This is a genomic window from Streptomyces griseus subsp. griseus, from assembly GCF_003610995.1.
Classification (GTDB): Bacteria; Actinomycetota; Actinomycetes; order Streptomycetales; family Streptomycetaceae; genus Streptomyces.
On record NZ_CP032543.1, the window covers coordinates 3,445,758 to 3,465,843 of the forward strand.

At 68.7% G+C, this 20,086-nt stretch carries 20 protein-coding genes and 1 pseudogene; 7 read left to right on the forward strand and 14 right to left on the reverse strand.

All coding sequences use genetic code 11. The features are described 5' to 3' along the window. Positions 1-87 precede the first annotated feature (87 nt). The 6 genes from D6270_RS15305 to D6270_RS15330 all read right to left on the reverse strand — a co-directional run bounded on the left by D6270_RS15305 (position 88) and on the right by D6270_RS15330 (position 3,363). On the reverse strand, positions 88-429 hold the full coding sequence (locus tag D6270_RS15305; RefSeq protein ID WP_151414688.1) for a SpdD protein: 342 nt from the start codon (positions 427-429) through the stop codon (positions 88-90). Between the two features lie 11 nt (positions 430-440). Further along, complete coding sequence (locus tag D6270_RS15310) at positions 441-629, reverse strand: mobile element transfer protein (protein ID WP_151414689.1); 189 nt, start codon at positions 627-629, stop codon at positions 441-443. A gap of 20 nt (positions 630-649) precedes the next feature. Beyond that, positions 650-1,321: a DUF2637 domain-containing protein gene (locus D6270_RS15315; protein WP_151414690.1), complete on the reverse strand. Its 672-nt coding sequence runs from the start codon at positions 1,319-1,321 to the stop codon at positions 650-652. A gap of 81 nt (positions 1,322-1,402) precedes the next feature. Beyond that, positions 1,403-1,591 (reverse strand): hypothetical protein, encoded by a 189-nt coding sequence (locus D6270_RS15320; protein ID WP_151414691.1) that lies wholly within the window; start codon positions 1,589-1,591, stop codon positions 1,403-1,405. 87 nt (positions 1,592-1,678) lie between these two features. Then, positions 1,679-3,028 (reverse strand): FtsK/SpoIIIE domain-containing protein, encoded by a 1,350-nt coding sequence (locus D6270_RS15325; protein WP_151414692.1) that lies wholly within the window; start codon positions 3,026-3,028, stop codon positions 1,679-1,681. 2 nt (positions 3,029-3,030) lie between these two features. Beyond that, entirely contained in the window at positions 3,031-3,363 is a 333-nt protein-coding gene (locus tag D6270_RS15330) for an SCO3933 family regulatory protein (RefSeq protein ID WP_097892702.1), read from the reverse strand. Positions 3,364-3,500: 137 nt separating this feature from the next. On the opposite strand from D6270_RS15330, the gene D6270_RS15335 reads away from it, so the two are divergent. Continuing rightward, a complete protein-coding gene (locus D6270_RS15335; RefSeq protein WP_151414693.1) occupies positions 3,501-4,367 on the forward strand; it encodes a GntR family transcriptional regulator in 867 nt (288 codons plus the stop codon). After that, complete coding sequence (locus tag D6270_RS15340) at positions 4,357-5,055, forward strand: HAD family hydrolase (protein ID WP_225976864.1); 699 nt, start codon at positions 4,357-4,359, stop codon at positions 5,053-5,055. Before D6270_RS15335 ends, D6270_RS15340 begins: the two co-directional genes overlap by 11 nt. A gap of 465 nt (positions 5,056-5,520) precedes the next feature. Here D6270_RS15340 and D6270_RS32530 read toward each other — a convergent pair whose 3' ends face one another. Then, positions 5,521-6,117 carry a hypothetical protein gene (locus D6270_RS32530; RefSeq protein ID WP_158650523.1) on the reverse strand — a complete coding sequence of 199 codons (597 nt, stop codon included), beginning with the start codon at positions 6,115-6,117 and terminating at the stop codon, positions 5,521-5,523. A gap of 271 nt (positions 6,118-6,388) precedes the next feature. Further along, the gene (locus tag D6270_RS15355; RefSeq protein ID WP_225976865.1) at positions 6,389-6,988 is read right to left on the reverse strand and encodes a hypothetical protein; all 600 of its coding nucleotides are present in this window, start codon (positions 6,986-6,988) and stop codon (positions 6,389-6,391) included. A 232-nt stretch (positions 6,989-7,220) separates the two neighbouring features. Here D6270_RS15355 and D6270_RS15360 point away from each other — a divergent pair, with 232 nt between their 5' ends. The 3 genes from D6270_RS15360 to D6270_RS15370 all read left to right on the forward strand — a co-directional run bounded on the left by D6270_RS15360 (position 7,221) and on the right by D6270_RS15370 (position 10,490). Then, on the forward strand, positions 7,221-8,162 hold the full coding sequence (locus D6270_RS15360; RefSeq protein WP_151414695.1) for an SRA domain-containing endonuclease: 942 nt from the start codon (positions 7,221-7,223) through the stop codon (positions 8,160-8,162). 186 nt (positions 8,163-8,348) lie between these two features. Then, the gene (locus D6270_RS15365) at positions 8,349-8,963 is read left to right on the forward strand and encodes an NYN domain-containing protein (RefSeq protein WP_151414696.1); all 615 of its coding nucleotides are present in this window, start codon (positions 8,349-8,351) and stop codon (positions 8,961-8,963) included. A gap of 720 nt (positions 8,964-9,683) precedes the next feature. Next, on the forward strand, positions 9,684-10,490 hold the full coding sequence (locus D6270_RS15370; RefSeq protein WP_109164898.1) for an SGNH/GDSL hydrolase family protein: 807 nt from the start codon (positions 9,684-9,686) through the stop codon (positions 10,488-10,490). An 81-nt stretch (positions 10,491-10,571) separates the two neighbouring features. Here D6270_RS15370 and D6270_RS15375 read toward each other — a convergent pair whose 3' ends face one another. Together D6270_RS15375 and D6270_RS15380 are read right to left on the reverse strand one after the other, a co-directional pair. Then, positions 10,572-10,982, reverse strand: coding sequence for a nuclear transport factor 2 family protein (locus tag D6270_RS15375; RefSeq protein WP_109164897.1), 411 nt, complete (start codon positions 10,980-10,982; stop codon positions 10,572-10,574). 58 nt (positions 10,983-11,040) lie between these two features. Then, positions 11,041-11,883, reverse strand: a complete 843-nt coding sequence (locus D6270_RS15380; RefSeq protein ID WP_109164896.1) for a class I SAM-dependent methyltransferase — start codon at positions 11,881-11,883, stop codon at positions 11,041-11,043. 124 nt (positions 11,884-12,007) lie between these two features. Here D6270_RS15380 and D6270_RS15385 point away from each other — a divergent pair, with 124 nt between their 5' ends. After that, the gene (locus D6270_RS15385) at positions 12,008-13,849 is read left to right on the forward strand and encodes a S9 family peptidase (RefSeq protein WP_109164895.1); all 1,842 of its coding nucleotides are present in this window, start codon (positions 12,008-12,010) and stop codon (positions 13,847-13,849) included. Between the two features lie 62 nt (positions 13,850-13,911). Then, the gene (locus D6270_RS15390; RefSeq protein ID WP_225976866.1) at positions 13,912-14,985 is read left to right on the forward strand and encodes an SURF1 family protein; all 1,074 of its coding nucleotides are present in this window, start codon (positions 13,912-13,914) and stop codon (positions 14,983-14,985) included. A gap of 85 nt (positions 14,986-15,070) precedes the next feature. On the opposite strand, the gene D6270_RS15395 is transcribed toward D6270_RS15390, so the two are convergent. The 4 genes and pseudogenes from D6270_RS15395 to D6270_RS15410 all read right to left on the reverse strand — a co-directional run bounded on the left by D6270_RS15395 (position 15,071) and on the right by D6270_RS15410 (position 20,048). Continuing rightward, complete coding sequence (locus D6270_RS15395) at positions 15,071-16,738, reverse strand: hypothetical protein (protein ID WP_109164894.1); 1,668 nt, start codon at positions 16,736-16,738, stop codon at positions 15,071-15,073. After that, positions 16,735-17,397 carry a SigE family RNA polymerase sigma factor gene (locus tag D6270_RS15400; protein ID WP_176727461.1) on the reverse strand — a complete coding sequence of 221 codons (663 nt, stop codon included), beginning with the start codon at positions 17,395-17,397 and terminating at the stop codon, positions 16,735-16,737. The genes D6270_RS15395 and D6270_RS15400 overlap by 4 nt, the downstream gene beginning before the upstream one ends. A 310-nt stretch (positions 17,398-17,707) precedes the next feature. After that, positions 17,708-18,780 (reverse strand): annotated as a pseudogene (locus D6270_RS15405) (aspartate-semialdehyde dehydrogenase). Next, positions 18,777-20,048, reverse strand: a complete 1,272-nt coding sequence (locus tag D6270_RS15410) for an aspartate kinase (RefSeq protein ID WP_093690145.1) — start codon at positions 20,046-20,048, stop codon at positions 18,777-18,779. Before D6270_RS15410 ends, D6270_RS15405 begins: the two are co-directional and overlap by 4 nt. Positions 20,049-20,086: the final 38 nt, after the last annotated feature.

Below are 20,086 nucleotides of genomic sequence, written 5' to 3' on the forward strand. Positions count from 1 at the left end.
GGATCTCCCTTTCGGGTCCGTTGGATCGGGAAGGGGTGGGCGCCCGGGGCGGCGGAAACTTGGCGGTTGAGGCCGCCCCGGGGGCTGTCAGCGGTTGTTCGGGCGGTTGAGCAGCGAGCGCAGGACCACGGCGCACAGGGCGACGGACGCGGCGGTGATCGCGGTCGCCAGGAGCATGGAGACCAGGACCGTGCCGATGATCAGGACCATGGCAGTGCCGCCCGCGGCGGCGACGAGGAGCGATCCCGGGGTGAGCTGAACGGCCGGCCGGGAGACCGGAGCGGCCGGTGCGGGCGCCGGAGCCGGGGCGGCGCTGGGGCTGTCGTGGCAGGTGCAGGCCGGAGGGTGCACGAGGCCGGTGAGCGGCGGGACCAGGGACGTGCCCGGGATGGGGGCGGTGTCCGGCGGCGGGATCTTCGGGGTGAACACGGTTCCTCCTGTCAGGGGTTGCAGCGGTGGGTGCGGGCGGCGAGTTCGGCAGCGGAGCGGTTGAGGTAGTCGGCGGAGAAGTCGCAGCGGGGTGCGGTGCAGGCGGCGACGTGCTTGGTGCGGCCCCGGCCGTCGTAGTAGGTGCCGACCTGAACGGGGCCGAAGCGGACCACGTTCGTGAAGCGATTCGGACGCGGCATGACGTGAACCTCCTTGCGGATTATGCGAGTTGGGCGGTGATGGCATCGGCGAGGTGTGCGGGTACGCCGAGGCGGGCGCGCAGGGTGGCCGCGTCGATCCGGGCACCGGTCGCCGCCTGGTGGGAGTCGGAGAGCTTCTGGGCGTGGTCGAGCAGAGCCGGAGGAACCGTCACCGCCGGAGCCGGGGGTGGAGCGGGCTCGCCGGATGAAGCCGCAGGGAGTTCCGGGGCCGGTTCGGGAGCCCGTTCCACCGTCACGTCCGCGGCCGGTTCAGGCGCAGGAGCAACCGGCGGTGCGGGCACCGGAACGGGCTCGGGGTCAACCTCGGGCGCGGCGGTGGGGGCGTGGACGAGGAGGGTGCCGCCGAGGAAGGCGAGGGCGGGCCATCCGGCGACGAGGATGCGGAGCCAGGCCGGAACGTCGTTGAGGTTGAGGAGTCCGGCGGTGGCGACGTTCGCGCCGAGCGAGGCGGCGAGGGCGATGATGAACCAGGCCCAGGCGGCGCGGTTGTCGGCGGTGGTGCGCATGCGACGCCAGGCCGCGACCAGGAGCAGATCGACGCTGATCGGGTAGGCCCAGGCTTTCCAGCCGTCCTGCCCGGCCGCTTCGGCCAGGTCATGCAGGTGCGCGAAGGACAGAGCACCAGCGATCACGGCCTGGACGAGCACGGCGTCAATGCGGATGCGGGACACAGGGGTTCACCTCCTTTCAGGGGTGGGCCGGTGCCGGGCGGGGATCGAGCCGCCGCCGGGCACCGGAGCGGGGAGGTGTGGTCAGGCGTCGGGGGCGGTGCCGGAGCCGAGGCAGTTGAGGCAGAGGCCGTCCTGCTGGCCGACCGGGCGGCGCTTGCGGCCGACGCGAACCGTGGCGGCGACCATCCCGGACCCGTCACACGGCGAGCACACGACCGGGGCGGGCGGGGCGTTCTTCTGGGGCTTGGTGGTGGTCCGTCGAGGTGCCATGGCAGTGGTTCCTTCCGGTTCCGGGCATGGGCGGGGTAGGGACCTGGCGCGAGACAGTCACGCCAACTGGCTTTGCAGGGAGGGGAGTTAGCTGGTTGCCGGGCGGGGCTTGAGGAGCGGCGAGCCCGGGGCCGGGGCGGTAGAAACGGCCGGCCGGAACGGTGCCAGAGCGGCAAGGTGCGGGGTGAGGTGCGCGTACTCGTGGCAGATGGCCACGGCTTGGGCGGGGGTCATGGCGGGCGTGCGGATGCGGGACCAGCCGCCGGAGGAGTCACCGGCCACCGCGACACCGGGACGATCCGGCGGGATGGTGGTCGCGGCGAAGACCGCTTCCGGGGCGATGTCCCCGAGAGCCATCTCGGCGGTCTGCTTGTCGTTAACCCGGTGCACCACACGCCCGGTGAGCTGAGCCCGCAGAGCAGTGGCGCCCTTGCCGAGGTCGGAGCCGAAACGCTGCCCACAGACCTCCAGGAAGATCCCGACCGCGCGGGCCATCTGCGCGAGCCGGATCATCCGCATCACCATCCGGTCCCGCCGCTCCTCGTCCTTCTTCACGGCCACGAGGAAGAGTTCCGCGACCTCGTCCACCAGGACGACCAACGGCACCGGCCGCACCTTCGCAGGCAGACCCCACAGGTCCGAGACACCATGAGAGCTGAGGAGGTCAAAGCGCTCCTCCATCTCACCCACGAGGGCTTCCAGCAGCCCGTCAGCCTCGTCCGGGGTGATCGCCAGAGCGGAGAGGCGGGGCGCGTAGCCGCGCTGTTCCACACCCCGTTTGCAGTCGATCCCGACCAGACCGACCGGAAGCTTGGCCAGGCCGGAGATCAGGTTGCGCTGATACATCGACTTGCCCGACTGGTTCGCACCGACCGTCAGGGCGTGCGGGACCTTCTGATAGTCCCGGACGAACGCCGAACCGTCCTCCCTCAGCGCCACCGGCACGACCAGCGGACCAGCGGTGACATTGCGCGGGAGGCGGCGGGGCATCTTCACGCGGCGCAGGACGTCGTAGCCGGTCATCCGCAGTTCCACGAACCCCGGCTTCACCTCCACCACGTGGACCGAGTGGACGCCCCAGGCGTGGCGAAGCCGTTCGGAAGCGGCGGACACGCCGGCAGGCTCCAGACCGGCGGGAAGGCGAAGCGTCGCCCGCATGCCCGTGGTGGAGTAGCGGACCCGGCGGACCTGCGGGGGAACGGGCTGGACTTCCTGGCGGGCCACGTTGCGGACCATGAACGCCCTCAGGCGAGACGGCTGGACCGTCAGCCCGCACACATCCATCGTCGCCCGATACGTCACCGAGAACCGGACCCGGGCGACCGGGGCACCCACCAGCGACCAGAACACCCGCGGAGACCGGGCCTTCGCGTAACCGAGGCCACCGGCGGCCGATAAGGCCCCCGCCACCTCGATCACCGTGGACAGGTCCGACATGATCAGGCCCCCAGCGGGGTCACAGCGACCGCGCGGAACGAAATGCCGTGCCGAGTCTGGCCGTTGAAGGTGTTCTCCCAGTCCCGGGCCTTGAGCCCGACGACCGTGACCGGGGTGCCGGGGGCCAGGCTCTCCGGGACGCCCGTGTTCGGCACGGTCACCTGGTACAGGTTGCCCTCTCCCTCGTCCGCGACCAGCAGACCCACCGTCGCGAGCGGGGCACCGGTCTCCCGGTCGATCGCGATCTCACCGGTCTGCTTGCTCACGAGCTTCGGCGTCGGAGGCGTCGCCACGAACACGACAGCGGTCGAAACATCGATCTTGAAGGACGGCATGAGCTTGCTCCTCAGACAGAGGTGACTGACTTGGCTAGCCTTCTTGGCTGCATGACCAACGTAAGCAACATGGCTCGTCATGTCAACACCTGACTGTTGGCTGTCCCAATGTCGGGGCCGCCGCGTACCATCGCCCTATGACCTTCGTTCCCGATCCCCTCGACCCAGACGATGACCGGCCGCCCTACGAGCAGGTTGCGAGCAGCCTCGGAGCAGCAGTCCGGACGAGGAAGATCGCACCAGGGGAGAAGTTGCCGTCGCAGAAGGAGCTGACGGAGCACTACGGCTTCGCGCGCGCGACCATTCAACGCGCACTGCGGGACCTCGAAGACGAAAGGCTAGTGGTCTCCCGCAAGGGAAGCGGAGTCTTCGTCCGCAGCCGGACAGAACGGCCGGCGGGGCTACGCCCTTACGTAGAGCAGGCCTTTGCCTCCGCGGACGTCACCATCGACTTCGCCGGGTTCTCCAGCGAAACCCTGCACGGAGCACTGCAAGAGCCGTTGGACAAAATCCGGATCGGCAGGCTGACACCGGCAAGCATCACGGTCCGCATACTCGTTCCGGACATGGCTATCCCCCAGGCAGCTCCAGTCCGCCGTGAGGACTGCGGAGATGATGAACGGCTCCGGTCCCGCATGCACGACATCATGGTCGGGTACGCCCGCAGCATCCGTGACTCAATGGCGGAGTTGAGTCACCTGGGCTTGGTCCCCGAGACGAGCGTTGACGTGCGAGTCCACAGTGGTACGCAGTTCTTCAAGCTGTACGTGATCAATGGAGCAGACGCCTTCTTCGGCTACTACCCGATCAAGCCCAACAAGGTTGTGGCGCAGGGCGATCCCATCGAAATCTGGGACCTGGTTGGGAAGGACACCGTCCTCTTCCACCACTCCGTCAACGACAGCGAGTCGTCTAGCGGCACGCAGCAGGTCCAGCAGGCTGGAATGTGGTTCGACAGCGTGTGGAACAGCATCGCGAGGGGATTCAACCTTGATGGACACTGACGACCTGGCCGCAGCGCTTGCCAGCACTACCGTGGTGCTTTTCGACTTCGACGGCCCCATCTGCGATGTGTTCGCGGGGCGCCCGGCGGACCAGGTTGCAAGGGACCTCACCGAGCTTGCAACCGAAAGCAACCCGGAGCTGGAAGGGAAGCTGTCCGGCATCGATGACCCTCTGGAGGTCCTGCGGCTGACGCACGAAGCGGATGATGCCGCTGGACTGGCAATCGAGAGAGCGCTCACCACAGCCGAGGTAGAGGCTGTAGGGGTGGCTGGAGACCCGGTTATCGGGGCCGTTGCCTCTCTAAAGGCAGTTCGAGCGTCGGGGAGGGGAGCGGCGGTGGTGAGTAACAACTCCGCGGAGGCCGTCAGGGCATTCCTTGATCGACATGGGTTGTCGGAACACGTGCTCACAGTCGTTGGAAGGCCCGAAGGGCATCCGGAGCTGATGAAGCCGAACCCTCACTTGCTGATCGCAGCGGCTGAACGTTTGGACGTCGACGTCTCCTTGTGCGCCTTGATCGGCGACTCGCTGACAGACATCCAGGCCGCCCACGCGATCGGCAGTACAGCCATCGGCTTCGCCAACAAACCGCGCAAGCACCAACTCTTCGTCGAGGCAGGAGCCGAAGCGGTTACCGACTCCATGCAAGCCATCGCCCAGGCGATCAGCCCCCAGCCGGGCACCTGAATACTCGCGTCGCCCGGAGTTGTTACAGGTTTCTCTACCTCATCAAGGCACCCGGCTGCGCTCCGCTCCGCCGGGCGCGCTTCCCGGCTCTGGCTGCGCCCGCGCTCCTGCCTTCGGCCCGCTCGGCGCTGCCGCCGCCGACGCGCGCCCGCAGTGGATAGGCCCGTAGGGCATGAGACGAGAACCAAGCCCGCGGCTCCAAGACGATGCCTCCGGCGGGGGCGCTCAGACTCCGGGATGGACGGGGCACCGTTCGCGAGTGCCGGCCGGAGCGGGGCGAGCGTCGTGGGGCTCCCATCCCGACCACCTTCGACCCAGGCAGAGCCGAGCGGTCGCGGCCCAGGGCGTCAAGGTCGTTCGTACAGTGGCGCGCTCCACCTTGACGCCCTGAACCACGACCGCTCCACGGTGTGTGGGTCGAAGGCGGACGGGATGGGAGCCGGGGCGGGTGGTGGGTTGGGCAGGTTATGGGCGGCTGCGCGGATTCAACAGCCGCTTGATTGTGCCCATGCGATTCCACTTCTCGTGCTTCTTCAAGTCTGCGATCAGCTCGGGAGCACCTGGTAGCGGCTTCCAAGTAGCCCTGCCTTCGACAGCTCCGAGCGCTGCGCGGGTCAGGATGTCGTGCTTCCTCCCCAAGGCGGCCAACACCTGCAGAGTGGCGTCCATGTCGTCGGTGCCGATTGGGTGGGTGACCGGAAGGCTACGGAGCACCTCGCGGAGAGCCGCTGGCTTGTCAGGGGCCGTCCGAATCAACTCTGCGTAGGTCTGCTTGACGGTGTCGGCTAGTTCTCCTTCCGTGAAGAGTGCTTGGACCAAGGCTTCACTCATCTCAGACTTACCACGACCATGGGATCGGCCGATGAGTTCCCCAAATGCGCCTGCAACCTTCGTGTCCGCTTCGACGAGGGAGACGCGAAGGAGTCGACGTTCCTCTCGAACCTTTGCTGCGTACTGAAGGACTGCGGTAACAGCAGCGGCAGACACCACAGCGATGCCGCCGACCAGAGCCTTTACTAGATTCGGATCCACACCAGCATCAAAGCTGACGAGGTACCGCACCGGCCATGGCTATACCGAACTACGTACCGTCCACATGCACTTGGCAGGTTCTACAGACCCTCGGCTGTCGCTGACATCAGCGGCTGACACCAACACCGCCGGCCTCGGGCGAGCTTCGCCGTACACCAAAAGCAGGCTGGCGCATGACGGGGCAAGGGCTGTCGTTGCGCTGAGGGCTCATGGATTGACCTGATAAGGATGAGGCTCTAGGTAGCCCGAATGGGGCGCCGCTCGTTTTCAGGGTGGCGCCCCATTTGGTATGACTCAGCCGTTAAGGCATTGCCGGACCGGTTGTCAGGGGCTCGTGGTGATGCCAGATGAGGTATCGGTCTTCTCGGCGCAGCTCGGCGGCGCCCCACTCCATTCTCATCACGCCGGCGTTCATGGAGCAGGCGTAGGCGACGAGGACCAGGCCGACTTCCGGAGGGAGCTGACCGAGGTCCCGGTGGGCTTCGGGTTCTTCGAGTTCCTCAAGCCCGAGGTCCAGCTCTCCCTGCATAGGTTCCGGCCCGTGGCGTCGAATGAGGTCAGCACGTAGGCCCGTGGCTCGTCGGAGTCTCGCCGCGGTGACAGGTACGTCCGTCTTGGCGTAGCGGATCGGGTAGATCACGTGGTCCGCGACGATCATGACGGTTCGGGCCTGGAGGCGGACCGCGGTCGCGCCGGGGAGATGTTCGAGGCCGGCGGCGAGCTCCTCGTACTGCACGGCGTGGAGACCGTGTCCGTACGCCTCCAACGTTTGGGTGTGCACACCTTGGTGACCGTTCCGAGCCCGTTCGTGGGCCCGCGTCAGGCACGCCGGTATGGCGTCAGCCAGCACCCCCGCCACCTCGCCGAATGTCTCCTTGGCCCACGGAGTCACCACGTTCATCGCCTACCGCCCTTCCCCCGGCGTCTCGCCCGCCAAAGCAGCACCGTGCCCACCGTCCCGGCCCAGACCTCAGCGCGGTAGTGCACATAGGGGCGCATCTATGCACGGAGCCGGCGTACAGATGAGTCGTAGGTCCAAATTGGATGTGGAAATTTGACATCCGATTCGCACGCGCGCATGATTCTTACGATCGCATCTCGCTCGGAGGTGCGGCAGCTCTCGAAGGAGGCCCATGAGCGAGACGGCATCGGACACCGTGGAGTGGCAGCTCAAGCCCGGCGATCAGATCGAACGCAAGGCGCTGCACAGCAAGTTCGGGGGGCGGACGCAGGGAGGCATTGGGCCGTCGGCCAAGACGCCCAACGTCTTCGTCTTCACGGACCCCGTCGCCGGCGAGAAGCACGGCTACTACGACGACTGGATGCCGGACGGCCGCTTCCACTACAGCGGAGAAGGCCAGTACGGCGACCAGCGGATGATCTCCGGCAACGCCAGCATCCTGAACCACCAGGCCGAAGGACGTGCGCTCCGCGTCTTCCAGGGCGCCCGCGGAACGGTCACCTACCGCGGCGAGTTCACCGTCGACCAGGAGAACCCGTGGTACTCCGCGGATGCTCCCGAGACCAACGACGGCCCTCTCCGTAAGGTCATCGTCTTCCGGCTCAACCCGGTAGACACCGCACCCCAGGAGCCCGCCACCAAGCTCGGCCGGCTGCTCGTCTCGCACCCTAACCAGGTGGACGATCTCCCCTTGGAGAGGAACGAGAGCGAGACCACGTTCGTCAACCCGAACCAGGAGCCCTACGAGGCCGACCGCAAGGAAGCCCGCCTGGTCAAGGCGTTCGCCGACTACCTGACCAGCAACGGCCACCAGTCCGGCCGGCAGCGCATCCTGCCCCCCGGTGAAAGCCGTCCCCTCTTCACCGACCTCCACGCCAAGGGACTCGGACTCCTGATCGAGGCCAAGGGCAGCGTCACCCGCGAGAACGTCCGCATGGCCATCGGACAGCTCGCGGACTACAGCAGGTTCGTCGACCACACCATCCGCGCCGTCCTGCTCCCCTCCGAACCGCGGGAAGACCTCCTGGCCCTGGCCAAGACGCAGGGCTGCGCCGTCATCTGGCCTGAGGGCAAGGGTTTCACCAGCACCAACCCCAAGGCCCTTCCACAGTAGAGCGCTCACATCCCGAGCAACTCTTGGCGCACACGTCTCACCCATGGAGACCGTCACAGAAGGTAACTACTAAATTGCGAGCTGTCGGGTTGCTATCTGCGGTGCGACGCGTTAGCTTCTAACTACTCCTCCCCGCCGTCCGGGCCTAGCCCGCACTGGCGGGGATTATTCGTTCGTGGGGGGACCTTGAGCGATCGCGTCGTCGTCTTCTACGACTACCAAAACACCTACATGCAAGCCCGACGGCTCTACCACGAGCACTGGGAGGGGTGGAACAAGGGACAGTTCGACCCTGTTGCTCTCGCCCAGCACCTGGCCGCAGACAGCCCTTATGATCGCCACCTGCATCAGGTACGCATCTATCGTGGCCAGCCTGACGCAAGCAGACAGCCCGGCTCCTACGGGGCCTCGCGGCGGCAGCACGCCCAGTGGGAGCGCAACCCACTCGTCAAACTCGTCACTCGCCCTTTGCGCTACCCGTCCGCATGGCCTCAGGAACGAGCCCAGGAAAAGGGCATAGATGTCCAGCTGAGCATGGACTTTGCCGTCATGGCCACCCGGGGCGAATTTGACGTCGGGATCTTGGTGTCGGCCGACACCGATCTCAAGCCTGCGCTTGAGTATGTGGCCGAGCTCACGGCCTCCCGCGGTAGGCCACGAGCCGAGGTCGCAGCATGGTCAGTCGACGGCCAGCACTGCCGACGCCTCGCCATCAGGGGCAGAAACCTCTACTGCCACTGGGTGGGAGAGGACACCTACAAAACGGTTCGTGACGACACGGACTACACCACTAGTGGCTAAGCCTCCGATGGACCCCGGGCATGCGGCGGGGTGAGTGTCTAAGTGCGTGACAACCGCGACGCACGACCACGAACAACCGTGGACGTCAGCGGACCAACCGTGCAGGTGATGGCCGCAGCAGCCCGAGGACAGAGAGCGTTCCAAGTTGCTTCGGGACGAAGAGGTCGTGGGTTCAAATCCCGCCACCCCGACAGCTAAGCACCAGGTCAGAGGGCCGGTACTGATTTCAGTACCGGCCCTCTGGCTTCGTTTGTGTGCATGCGTGTTCGCGTGACTACTGTTCCGGCGACTACTACTCCGGGGCGCATGCGGGCCGTCCGCCGACGTGATCACCACGCGACGGATCTGTCACAGGTTCCTCCCCCGCGCATCGCCCCGGCTCGCAGTGCAGACCCCCCGCGATCACGTCGAATCAGGGGGCGGCCCGGTTGAGCCGTTCGGTTGGACTTGGGTTCCGGGAGGGGGCTCCAGCGGGCCTGCATCGACGTCGAATCGCCGTCGGGACAGGGGCGTTCAGGTACACAACATTTTCGTGAACTTGGCTGGGTCGACACGTAGTTGGGCGTTTATCTACGCGCGGAGCATGGGGCTTCGCGCGATCATCCGGGCATATCAGACGACTTCTTACGCGGGCATTACCGGTGGGTACCGGGAGCTGCTAGAAACTGCATCGCTCCTTCAACCCCCCACCCACCCCCCACACTTCGAAGGTCGGCAGCCATGTCCGTACGTAGGTTCTGGGCATCCCTATCCACTCTCGCACTCGCCGCCGTGGCCGCTCTCGGTGTCTCCGGGGTCGCCGTCGCGGCGGACTCCGGTGCGGCCGGCGGCTATGTCGCGCTCGGTGACTCCTATTCCTCCGGTGTCGGTGCCGGGGACTACCTTCCTGACAGTGGTGACTGCCGTCGCAGCGCCAACGCCTATCCACAGCTGTGGGCGGCGGCGAACTCCCCCACCTCGTTCGCCTTCGTCGCCTGCTCGGGTGCTACCACCGCTTCCGTCGCCAGTGGTCAGCTCGGGGCGCTGGACGCGTCCACCGCGCTGGTCAGCGTTACGGCCGGAGGCAACGATGTCGGGTTCGCCGATGTCATGCAGGACTGCGTGCTGGGGAGCGAGGCCACCTGCATCAGCAGCGTCAACGCCGCGGTCGCCGAGATGAACAACACCCTTCCCGCCAGCCTCGATTCGCTGTACAGCAGCATTCGCGCCGGGGCTCCCGCCGCCCAGGTCGTCGTCCTCGGGTATCCGCGCTTCTACCAGCTGTCGGGCAACTGCATCGCCGGGCTCACCGAGGCCGAGCGGGCCGCGATCAACGACGCTTCGGACGTGCTGAACGGGGTTCTCGCCAAGCGCGCCGCCGATGCCGGGTTCACCTTCTCCAGTGTCGTCGACGAGTTCACCGGGCATGAGCTGTGCTCCGGTGACTCCTGGCTCCACAGTGTGACCGTGCCCGTCTACAACTCGTACCACCCGACGGCCGCCGGACAGTCGGGCGGGTATCTGCCTGCCTTCCGGTCGGTCGTGTAGACAAGGCACTGCCCGCTTACGGGGAGGCGGTTCACCGGTGGTCCGGTGGGCCGTCTTCGTGTGCTGCGGAGCGCGGGCGGATCAGTACCTCTCCACCAAGTGCTCCCGGCCCGCCGGGGGTTCGTACCTCTCCGGCCAGAAGTCCGTCACTCCGGTGATCAGGCCCCGGTCGTCGAAGGTGAAGAAGTGGATGGCGTTCATCTCCTCCGGGCCGACCGCGAACTCGGTCCGCGCGGCGGCCTGCCGGCCCTCCGCGTCCGCGACGATCCGTTCGATCCGGACATGCCAGTCGCCCGGGTACTCCCGGTTGAACCGGACGTAGCGGTCCTTGCCATGGATGCGTTCCCTGGTCTGCGGAAGCTCGTACACCACCTCGTCCGCCAGGGTCGCCGCGAAGGCGTCCCAGTCCCGGGCGTCGGCCGTCGCCCAGTACGTCTCAACCGCTGTGCGCAGGCCTGTTGTGGTGATGATTCTGTTGGTGTCGTACGTCATGGGAGGAGTGTGGCCCGTGGCACTGACAATCGCCCCCCGAGAAACTGCTGAGCTGCTGTTACGGCTGGATCGGCTTGGGTTTTGTCGCCTTGATCGAGTACATCAGCGGGATGCGCGGGCGGTGCGCCGGGAAGCGGTAGTGGCCGTCCGCGTGGCGCTCCAGCGTGCCGAAACGCGGGAAGAGCGTGGCCTCGTGTTCGTGGAGGAACTCGATCCGCAGGCCGGTCGCCGCCAACGCCGTCACCACCTCGCTCACCGGGTGCTGCCACTCGACGCTGCGGTTGTGCATGGTCGGCGCGTCGAAGTCCGCGTACGTCCCGGGCGTCTCGTCCACCCAGGCGTCACGGCTGAAGTAGTCGTGGGTGACGACCGACCCCGTGCCGTCGTCCAGAGTGTCGGTGAGGGGGTGGAACTCCGCCACGTAGAGAAAACCCCCGGGCGCGACCAGCGAGGCCGCGGTCTCGGCCCAGCGCTCCATGTCGGGCAGCCAGTTCAGCGCGCCGGTGCCCGTGTAGACGATGTCGTACGAGGAGTCGGGGACGGCCGCTGCGGCGTCGTACACGTCGGCCGTCACGAACGCCGCGCGCTCCGGGCCCAGGCCCAGCGATTCCGCGAGGCCGCGGGCGGTCTCCACGGCGGGCTCGGAGAAGTCCAGGCCCACCACCTGCGTGGCGCCGTGCCGCGCCCAGGACAAGGTGTCCAGGCCGATGTGGCACTGGAGGTGCAGCAGGGTCTTTCCCGTCACCTCGCCGACCTCCGCGAGCTCGAACGGGCGCAGCACGTCCCTGCCCGCCCGGAACGCCTCCAGGTCGTAGAAGTCGCTCACCACGTGGATCGGCACGCGCTCGTCCCAGCGCGCGCGGTTGGCGTCCTGCCAGTCGTGCGGAGTCGGGGAGTACATATCCGGAAAGCTACCCAGGGGGCGAGAAGGGCGCGAGCCGTTATCCACAGGCGGGCAGTGTCAGGCCGATCATCACACCGGGGTTGTGGACAGGTTTCTCCGGTCGGAAGGGCGATCGGGTTGGATGGAGGGCATGAGCGAATCAGAGAACGTCTCGACCATGCCGGATTGGGAGCAGCGGTTCCGCGCGCCCAGGGTGTCCCTGCCCGACTGGGCCGAGGACGCACCTGACCGCTCCCTCTTCGTCTCCAACGCCACCGGGACCTACGAGCTGTACGCATGGGACCGGGCGAGCGGGCGGCAGCGCCAGGTGACCGACCGGCCCAACGGGACCACCGACGGCGTCCTGACGCCGGACGGTGAAGCCATCTGGTGGTTCAGCGACACCGACGGCGACGAGTTCGGCGTGTGGATGCGCCAGCCTTTCGGCGGCGGGGAGGACGAGCCCGCCGCCCCGGGCCTCGCGCCCTCGTATCCGGCGGGCCTCGCCATCGGGCGCGACGGGTCCGCGGTGATCGGCCGTTCCACCGATGAGGACGGGACGACCATCCATCTGGTGCCGCCTGCGGGCGGTGGCGACGGCAGTGGGGGCGAAGCCGTCGAGATCTACCGGCATCGCGAGTCCGCCGGGGTCGGGGACCTGTCCTATGACGGCACCCTCATCGCGCTGGAGCACACCGAGCACGGCGACGCCATGCACTCCGCGCTGCGCGTGGTGCGCCCGGACGGCTCCACAGTGGCCGAGCTGGACGACACCGAGGGCGGTAGCAAGGAGCTAGGACTCGCCGTGCTGGGCTTCGCGCCGGTGGCCGGTGACACCCGGCTCCTCATCGGGCACCAGCGCCGTGGCCGCTGGGAGCCGATGATCTGGGACCCGGTCGCCAGGACGGAGACCGCGCTCCCCGTCGACCTGCCCGGTGATGTGGGCGCCGAGTGGTATCCGGACGGCTCCGCCCTGCTCATCGATCACAGCTTCGAGGCCCGTAGCGAGCTGTGGCGGTACGAGCCGGGGGCTCCGGAGCCCGTGCGCGTGGAGACGCCCGCCGGGACGGTGTCCGGTGCCACGGCCCGGCCGGACGGCACCGTGGAGTACCTGTGGTCCTCGGCCGCGCAGCCGCCCGTGGTGCGGTCGACGAGCGGCGCGGTGGTCCTGGACCCGCCGGGCGCCAAGGCCCCGGCCTCGGTCGCCGTCGAGGACGCGTGGGTGGAGGGGCCGGGCGGACGGATCCACGCCCTCGTGCAGAAGCCGGCCGGGGAGGGCCCGTTCCCCACCGTCTTCGAGATTCACGGCGGGCCCACCTGGCACGACAGCGACGCCTTCGCCTCCGGGCCCGCCGCCTGGGTGGACCACGGGTTCGCCGTCGTGCGGGTCAACTACCGCGGCTCCACCGGATACGGCCGCGCCTGGACGGACGCGCTGAAGCACCGGGTCGGCCTGATCGAGTTGGAGGACATCGCCGCCGTACGGGAGTGGTCGGTGGAGTCCGGGCTCGCGGACCCGCAGCGCCTGGTCCTGGCCGGGGGCTCGTGGGGCGGCTATCTGACCCTGCTCGGGCTCGGCACCCAGCCCGACGCCTGGGCGCTGGGGCTCGCCGCCGTGCCGGTGGCGGACTACGTCACGGCGTACCACGACGAGATGGAGGCACTGAAGGCGATGGACCGCACGCTGCTGGGCGGTACGCCGGAGGAGGTGCCCGAGCGGTTCGAGGCCTCGTCCCCGCTGACGTACGTCGACGCGGTGCGCGCTCCCGTCTACATCTCGGCGGGCGTCAACGATCCGCGCTGTCCCATCCGTCAGGTGGAGAACTACGTGGACCGTCTGGCGGCGCGCGGCGCGGTGCACGAGGTCTACCGGTACGACGCAGGTCACGGCTCGCTCGTGGTGGAGGAGCGCATCAAGCAGGTCCGGCTGGAGCTGGAGTTCGCCCTGAAGTATCTGGGGGGTGGGGCGCCCCTGGGGGCGTAAGAGGCGGATAAAGGGGTGACCCCGCTCCGTGGGGGCGGAGCGGGGAACCGTACCTTGGTGGGGTGTATCGGTTCCTGCTGACCCCGCGATGGTGGGGGATCAACCTCTTCGTCGTGCTGGCCATCCCGTTCTGCGTGTTCATGGGCACCTGGCAGCTCGGCCGCTTCGAGGACCGTGTGCAGTCGCACGAGCAGGCTGCGAAGCAGCCCGATCCGAGCACCCGGGCCGCCGAACCGCTGGACGAGCTGCTGCCCGTCGACAAGGTGACGTCCGGCCGGCCGGCCACGGCGACCGGGACGTACGCCGATCAGTTCCTGGTTCCGGGCCGTGAACTGGACGACCGCCGAGGCTTCTATGTCCTGAACCTCCTGCGTACGGACAGCGGCAAGGCTCTGCCGGTGGTACGGGGCTGGCTGCCCGGTTCCGCGAGCGAGGCCCGGGTGCCCGCCGCACCGCAAGGCGAAGTCACCGTGACCGGGGACCTCCAGGCCTCCGAGAACATCCACAGCGATGGCGTCAACACCCGGGGCGGGCTCCCCGAGGGCCAGCTCGGCATGATCAGCGCCGCGTCCCTGGTGAACCTGGTCGACTATGACGTGTACGACGCCTGGGTGACGCTTCCGGAGACGGAGGCGGAGGCGGGCGGTGCGACCGGCCCGGACGACGCGATGAAGCCGGTGCCCGCTGCGGCCCCGCAGGGCAGCGGACTGGATCTGAAGGCGTTCCAGAACCTGGGGTACACGGGCGAGTGGTTCGTCTTCGCCGGCTTCGTGCTCTTCATGTGGTTCCGGCTGGTCCGCCGCGAGGCCGAGGCCGTCCGCGATGTCGCCCTCGGGCTGGTCCCGGAGGGCGCGGACGGCGCGGACGGTGGAGATGGCGGGGATGGTGGGGGCCATGGCGACGGCGGGGGCCGTGGGAGCGGCGAGGATGCTCCGGAGGCTACCGGCGCTGCCGATGCCGCTGGTGCTTCTGGTACTCCCGATGCCATCGGTGCTCCTGGTGCCGCTGGTGCCCCCGGTGCCGCTGGTACTCCCGGTGCTCCTAGTGCCGCTGGTGCCCCCGGCGCTCCCGATGCCGCCGGTGCTCCTGGTTCTTCCAAAGCAGGGGCTTCTTCGTCGGCCGCGCAGGGTTCCTAAGCGGGGCGACCGGCCTCTGGATGTTTCTGGGCGGGACGGTCACTCGCACTGATTCGGGGCTGTTGCCGTCCCGGGTTCGGCTGAGTTACGAGGTGGGCAGGACTCCCGTTCGGTAGATCGTGCCCGCGCAGGCGTTGTTGATCTTTGTCTCGGCCGTCGGTGCGCCCGTCTCCGGTGTGTGCGTCACGGCGATGCTGCCGTCCGCCGTGCCGCCGTCCTGGTGCAGCGACTGCGTGTCCGTGCCGGACTGGCCGGAGCTGTCACCCGTCGATCCCCCGGTGCCGTCCGACGACGGGGTGGGGGTGGGTGACGGGGGCACGGTCGGGCAGGTGTCGGCAGGCACCCAGGCGAACTGCACCTCGTAGGCCATGGAGGGCTTCAGCAGCACCGTGCCCGGTTCCTGCGAGGGGTCGGGCAGGCCGGGGGCGGCGTCGCCCGCCGTGTGCTGGACCACATTGATCTTGAGCGGGTCCGCCGCGCCGAGAGCGGTGAAGCTGACGGTGCCGTTGCTGCTGACCGTGCAGTCCGTACCGGAGACGTTCGCGATCCTGAAGCTGCCGTACACCGTGCCGTCGGCGCCCCGGGAACCCGCTCCCGCGGAGGCGACACCGAGCTGGCCCGGGTCGCAGGCCGGCAGGGAGGCGAGGTCGACGTGCGGCGGCGCGGAGGCACCGCCCGTCGCGCCGCCGCCCTCCGGGTCCTCGGCGCGGTTCGACGAGGGGGAGCCGGAGGGGTCCGGTTCGCCGACGCCGCCCCGGCTCTCGTGGTCGGTGGGCTCCATGCTCCGGCCGTCTGGTGTCTGGGGGCCGGGCTCCTCCCCGTTACCGCCGTGCGCCTGCTCGCCGTGTCCGGCGATGGCGGGGAATGCGGTGGAGGTGCCGTCCGAGTTCGCCACGTGCACGAAGGCAGGTACGGCGGTGCCGATCAGCAGTGCCGCCGCGGCCGCCCCCACGACGGCCTGTCGCCGGCGGGCGCGCCGGGCGGGCACCGCGCGCTGCAGATGCTCCAGGGTCCGGTCGGAGGGTTCGAGGTCCCCCACGGCGCCGTGCAGCATCCGGCGCAGGGTGACCTCGTCCAGCTCGTCGCCCGTACCGGCGAAGCCGGGGCCGCCAGCCGGGCCGAAGCCGTCGCCGGGGCCGTCGCCAAAGCCGTAGCCGTTACCAGGGGCGTTGCCGCTCCCGAAGCCGTCACCGCTCCCCGGGCCGTCACCCGATCCGCCTCGGGTGCCCCTGCCGCCGCCGAAGAGGTCGGTGAGCGTACCTGCCGGGTCGGCGGGGTCGGCAGGACCCGCGTCGGCTGCCCGGAGCTCCGTGTCGGCGTCAGCCTTCCCCCCGGCGTGGGCGACGCTTCCGTCGCCGCCAGCCCTCTCCCCGTCTGCGCCGCCGTCGCCGCCGGCGCTGCCCCTGTCCCGGTCGGCGCTGCCCTCGGCCAGGCCCCCGACGCGGCCGGCCCGGTCCGCATCCCGGTCGGCGCTGCCCTCGGCGCCCCCCTCAGCCCCGTCCCCGTCCCCGTCCCCGTCCGCTCTCGGCGGCGCCGGTGACGGCCCGGGTTCCAGGCTCTCGTCCGGCTCGCTGGAGACGCCCTCGTCCTGCGTACCGTCCGGGCCGTCCAGCCCGTCCGGTCGGGTGCCCGGACCGTCCGGTCGGTCCGGATCGCTGCGCGGAGTCTTCTCCGGCCCGTGGTTCACCATTCCGTTTCCCGTCGGGTCGTTCTCGTGCCTGTGCTCGTGCCGGTCCAGCTCGGGCCCGCTCATGTCTGGGCCTCCATCACGACGCGCAGCGCCGCGATTCCGCGCGACCCGTACGCCTTCACCGAACCCAGCGAAATCCCCAGCGTCTCCGCGACCTGGGCCTCGGTCATATCCGCGAAGTAGCGCAGCACCAGCACCTCGCGCTGGCGCCGCTGGAGCCCTTTCATGGCCTTGATCAGGGCGTCCCGCTCCAGCTGGTCGTAGGCGCCTTCCTCCGCGCTCGCCATGTCCGGCATCGGCTTGGAGAGCAGCTTGAGGCCGAGGATGCGGCGGCGCAGCGCGGAGCGCGAGAGGTTGACGACGGTCTGGCGGAGGTAGGCGAGGGTCTTCTCGGGCTCCCGGACGCGGTTGCGCGCGGAGTGCACGCGGATGAACGCCTCCTGCACCACGTCCTCGCAGGACGCGGTGTCGTCCAGCAGCAGGGCAGCGAGGCCGAGCAGTGAGCGGTAGTGGGCGCGGTAGGTCTCGGTGAGATGGTCGACTGTGGTTCCTGCTGCCACCGTCTCGTCAGCACCCCCGCGCTGCGACGGCAGCTGGGCCGGGCGTGCAGCGGGCATGGGCGCGATCACCGGCATGCCGCCGGGTGCGCGGGGCCGCCGGAGCGGACGCACGGTCGCGCCTCGCAACGGGCCCACCACTGTGATGTCGAGAACCTCTGCCACGCCTGTTGGACACGCTGCCCCCCGTCAGGGTTGTACGCGTACGGCGCCACGTTCGGCGCTGTGCGACATGCCCTCATACGTACCTGCTCTTCCCCAAATGCCCCGTAAATGCGTCCCCGTCACGCAAGAAGTGACGGCATAGACGCCGCCCGGCCGACGTGCGGTTGCAGAAGGCCGGGAGATCATCGTCGGATATGACAACGCCCCAGCTCAAGAGGTTTAGACCAGGTAATTGCTCACAGGGCGTTCACGAATCCTACAAAACAGGTTCGATCAATCCGCGGGGCGAGCAGGGCAGAAGCGGTTTTGCTCAGGACACGGTGATTTCCGCAGCCACCGATTCCGCGATCTGTGCGACGTTCAAAGCCGCACCTTTACGGAGATTATCGCCGCAAATGAACATTTCCAGGGCCCGGGGGTCGTCCATGGAACGCCGTACCCGGCCGACCCAGGTGGGATCGGTGCCCACCACATCCGACGGGGTCGGGAAATCCCCCGACGCCGGGCTGTCGAAGAGCACGACGCCCGGTGCGGTCGCCAGGATCTCGTGGGCCCGGTCGACGGCGACCTCGTTCTCGAAGCGCGCGTGGACGGACATGGAGTGCGTCGCGATGACGGGGACGTACACACAGGTCGCGGTGGTCTTCAGCCCCGGCAGGGCCAGCACCTTGCGGGTCTCCTCGCGGATCGCGAGCTCCTCGGAGGACCAGCCGTCCCCGGCGTCCGTACCGGCCCAGGGCACGACGTTCAAGGCCACGGGCGCCGCGAACGGACTGCCGGCGCCCCCGCGTCGTCGCCCAGGGCCCGGCGTACGTCACCGGGGTGGGTGCCCAGCTCCGTACCGGCCACCAGCGACAGCTGTTCGCGCAGGGCCGTCACGCCGTCGCGGCCCGCGGCGCTGACCGCCTGGTAGGAGGAGACGATCAGTTCACGCAGCCCGAACTCCGCGTGGAGTGCGCCGACCGCGACGATCAGCGAGAGCGTGGTGCAGTTCGGGGAGGCGACGATCCCCCGCGGTCTGAGCCGGGCGGCGTGCGGGTTGATCTCCGGGACGACCAGCGGTACGTCGTCGTCCAGCCGGAAGGCCGCCGAGTCGTCGATGACGACGGCACCCTTGGACGCGGCGATCGGCGCCCAGTGGGCGGACACGGTGTCCGGCACCAGGAAGAGGGCCACGTCGATGCCGTCGAACACGTCCTCGCCCAGCGCGAGGACCTCACTCTCGTCACCGCGCACGACCAGCTTCCGGCCGGCCGAGCGCGGTGAGGCGACGAGTCTGACCTCGCCCCAGACGTCCGCGTGCTGCGAAAGGATCCGGAGCATGACGCCGCCGATCGCCCCGGTCGCACCGACGACCGCGAGCGAAGGGCGGCGTGCGGTCATCGGCCGGTGCCCCCGTAGACGACGGCCTCGTCGGAGTCGCTGTCGAGGCCGAAGGCGGTGTGCACGGCGCGCACGGCCTCGTTGACGTCGTCGGCACGCGTGACCACCGAGATGCGGATCTCGGATGTCGAGATGAGCTCGATGTTCACACCCGCGTCGGAGAGCGCCTCGAAGAAGCCGGCGGTGACGCCCGGGTTGGTCTTCATACCGGCGCCGACCAGGGAGATCTTGGCGATCTGGTCGTCGTAGCGCAGCGACTCGAAGCCGATGGGGCCCTTGGCCCGCTCCAGGGCGTCGATGGCCTTGCGGCCCTCGGACTTGGGGAGGGTGAAGGAGATGTCCGTCAGGCCGGTCGACGCGGCGGAGACGTTCTGCACCACCATGTCGATGTTGACCTCGGCGTTGGCGATGGCGCGGAAGATCGCGGCCGCCTCGCCCGGCTTGTCCGGGACGCCGACGACGGTGACCTTGGCCTCCGAGACGTCGTGGGCGACTCCGGAGATGATCGCGTGCTCCACCTTCTGGTCCCCTTGCGGCTCGTTGCTGACCCAGGTTCCGCGCAGTCCGGAGAAGGACGAGCGGACGTGGATCGGGATGTTGTAACGGCGTGCGTACTCGACGCAGCGGTGCAGCAGCACCTTGGAGCCGGACGCGGCCAGCTCCAGCATGTCCTCGAAGGAGATCCAGTCGATCTTCTTCGCCTTCTTCACGACCCGGGGGTCCGCGGTGAAGACGCCGTCGACGTCGGTGTAGATCTCACAGACCTCGGCGTCCAGGGCGGCGGCCAGCGCGACGGCGGTCGTGTCCGACCCGCCGCGGCCGAGGGTGGTGATGTTCTTGCCTTCCTGGCTCACACCCTGGAACCCGGCGACGATGGCGATGTTGCCCTCGTCGATCGAGGTCCGGATGCGGCCCGGCGTGACGTCGATGATGCGCGCTTTGTTGTGGACCGAGTCGGTGATGACACCGGCCTGGCTGCCCGTGAACGACTGGGCCTCGTGGCCCAGGTTTTTGATCGCCATCGCCAGCAGCGCCATGGAGATCCGCTCACCCGCGGTCAGCAGCATGTCGAATTCCCGGCCGGTAGGCATCGGGGACACCTGCTCGGCGAGATCTATCAACTCGTCCGTCGTGTCGCCCATCGCGGACACCACGACAACCACCTGGTTGCCGTTCCTCTTGGCGTCGACGACTCGCTTGGCGACCCGCTTGATGCCCTCGGCATCGGCTACGGAGGAGCCTCCGTACTTCTGCACGACAAGGCCCACGTGCGCTCCTCGCTCAGTCATTACTGCGGTCGGCTCAG